3 protein-coding genes and 1 tRNA gene are annotated in these 2496 nt (G+C 35.8%); all 4 read right to left on the bottom strand.

Annotated features, from left to right (window positions below):
- Window positions 1-1024: 1024 nt before the first annotated feature.
- Window positions 1025-1159, bottom strand: coding sequence for a hypothetical protein (locus tag GBI16_RS19075; protein ID WP_266095383.1), 135 nt, complete (start codon window positions 1157-1159; stop codon window positions 1025-1027).
- Between the two features lie 136 nt (window positions 1160-1295).
- Window positions 1296-1361: transfer RNA gene (locus GBI16_RS17900), tRNA-OTHER, on the bottom strand.
- Between the two features lie 590 nt (window positions 1362-1951).
- Window positions 1952-2164, bottom strand: a complete 213-nt coding sequence (locus tag GBI16_RS17895; RefSeq protein WP_151707597.1) for an acyl-CoA thioesterase — start codon at window positions 2162-2164, stop codon at window positions 1952-1954.
- Window positions 2165-2219: 55 nt separating this feature from the next.
- Complete coding sequence (locus GBI16_RS17890) at window positions 2220-2489, bottom strand: hypothetical protein (RefSeq protein WP_151707598.1); 270 nt, start codon at window positions 2487-2489, stop codon at window positions 2220-2222.
- Between the last annotated feature and the right edge of the window lie 7 nt (window positions 2490-2496).

Raw genomic sequence — 2496 nt, 5'->3', positions numbered from 1 at the left:
GCTTGATTAAAGCTTGGTTATACGAGGACCAATTGGTTGTACGATAGATTTTAGGTGTAGGCTTCTTCATCTGGAAATTATATTACTGAAGAAGCCTTCAAGAATAGCTTTGTGCAACAAAGCCGTTGTGTGGTAACAAGGCGGCAATGCTGGCAAGTCTAGTAATATGGCATCAAGTCTGCTCTGCAATCGTTGTAGCTTTGGCATGATTACTGATCCATATACTCATGGCTGTTTGGCTCTTCCTGCTCTTCGAGTGTTAACAATAATTCGTTGTTCAGTTTCATCTGCACTTGCAGGTGATTGATCAGCTGATTGTTCTGTTTTACCACCTTTGTTAGTAAGGTAAGTAATTACTTTTGTGATGGATTCTATCGACTGCTCATACATTGCCTTTAGTTTCTGTCGACGTTCTTCACATGATTTACATGACATGATTAATCACCATTTAAATTGGTTTCGATGTTGTGAATCTTACGGCGCTGGTCACGAATGAAATAAGCCCTCCATCAACCAAGTGTTGTGGCATACCCTTTAGATGAATCATTGATGCGCCCTTTATGTTTTGCTTATAATGCTCTTTGTTTCGTTTTGCTTCAACTTGATGCATGGCGGATACCCACTTTTTGTATCTACTTTGGATGCAATATACACATCCTTGTTTAGCTTAATTAGATTGCCTTTAATAATGTCTTCACCAAGCCACTTAAAGCATAGAGCTTACCCAAGCAAAAACGATACAAGAGCAACTACGATATAACCCATACTCACCACCTAATAAGAAAAGAAAAAACCCGCCAATAATGCATATTGAGCGGGGTTTTACGTGCCAAAATCCGTTCGGTAAATCACTAAGGAAACGTAGCCAAAGGTATTATATTTCCTTCAAACAATCACGGTATTCTTTGACTTCACTATCAATCTCAGTCGCGCCATGAACGCCAAATAAACACATTAACAATTTAAGCATTTCGTTCTCCTACAATCGTATATTTATTACAAAATCCAACACTAATTACGTTGTTTAGAAGCCTTGCAGAGCAGCTTTTTGAACAATTTTATCGAAGTTTGAGGGTGAAGCGTGTTCGCTAGTAATGCGCTTTGATCTATAGCAGCAACTTGCCATAACACCAATACCCAATAAGGTTAGTAGCTTCATCTTAAATTCCATCCATGTAGAATATTTAATTAAAAATATCACCCAAAAATGTATCTATCAAATCTCCTTTTGATTAATTATTGTTCACCATGTAACTAAATACCTAGCAACATAATAGATACCCTTGAATTAAATATGGTGCGCCATGCAAGGCTTGAACCTGCAACCAGCGCGATGCTCTATCCAATTGAGCTAATGGCGCTTAAATAAGGATGGGTGATCTACTACATCCTTGCCTATATCTCTTAAGAGAAAATTCTACTTTTAAATCCTATTCTTTTTAGGGGGGATTACCATCTACCGCTACTCACTTACCTTAAAAACCACTGGATAGGCACATTATTTTTAGTCTTCAGCTTTTGTATTCAATTTTCGTGCGGGGCATGACTCCAAATTCTGATTTTACTTTCTTGCATATCCTATCCAAACTCGATGAACTGCATGGGTTGTACCCTCTTTAGTGAGATCTATATGTGCTTACTCAAACAATCTTTAGCTAATTAGCAAGCTTAGGTGTATGGGCATGGCCTTTCTCCAGACAATAAAAACCACCCAAAGGTGGTTCGTTTAAAACAACATCGACATTTGCCCAAACTCATAAATCGTTAATGTAAGGACAAAGGCCGAAACCGAGATTACAAGCACATCTTGTGAAGCCATACTTTTCTCCCTTTATTGTTCTTTTTTTATACTCTCACATTTAAAATAATTATCAACACCGAAAGAATACATTTCTCACAATTTACAGTGATAGTCATGTAAGAAATTATATAAAAGTAGCTTATTTACTAATTAAGCGTCTAATTGTTTAAAAAATTTACGCAGTTGCTTTTGTCTTTTATTAAGCCCTAGGAGCTCTTTTCGATTAATAATTTCATCTTCAGTAAAAGGCAATTGGTTGATAAGACCTTCTATAGGCATAAAACTATTTTCAATTAAGAAACTGTCCTGTTCGATCATCCAATTTGAGTTTATGTACTCAGATTTTTTACGATGTCTTTTCATAAGATGAAATGATACCAAGTCATTAGAATATAAATTAGACTGGTTTTTTCAAAAATCATAGATTTAAAGATTTATGGGCCCATTTCAGAAATTTATCTTTATCATTGAAATGCGGAACATTCAATAAATTGATGTAGGAGACTTCACCAAAGTTTCCTGAGATTTTATTTGATTCAAGAACTGTAAAATCTTCTTCTTGCCCTACATGTACTTCTCGAAAAAACTCTGTAACCTTCCGATCAAGGTTTAGTGAGGTAAACCCTTCTCTCTCAATTAAAAAGTCATAGATTTGGCTAATCACATGTAACTCAAATTTTCTATTCATTGTCTTC

The organism is Acinetobacter sp. TUM15064, assembly GCF_008980265.1.
Taxonomy (GTDB): Bacteria; Pseudomonadota; Gammaproteobacteria; order Pseudomonadales; family Moraxellaceae; genus Acinetobacter.
Note: the sequence above shows the minus strand (reverse complement) of the source record. Positions and strands in the feature narration are given on the sequence as shown.

Excerpts from the sequence above, each read along its gene's own strand:
- GBI16_RS17895 (WP_151707597.1), bottom strand. The coding sequence starts at position 2,164 with ATGAAAAGACATCGTAAAAAATCTGAGTACATAAACTCAAATTGGATG.
- GBI16_RS17890 (WP_151707598.1), bottom strand. The coding sequence starts at position 2,489 with ATGAATAGAAAATTTGAGTTACATGTGATTAGCCAAATCTATGACTTT.
- GBI16_RS19075 (WP_266095383.1), bottom strand. The coding sequence starts at position 1,159 with ATGAAGCTACTAACCTTATTGGGTATTGGTGTTATGGCAAGTTGCTGC.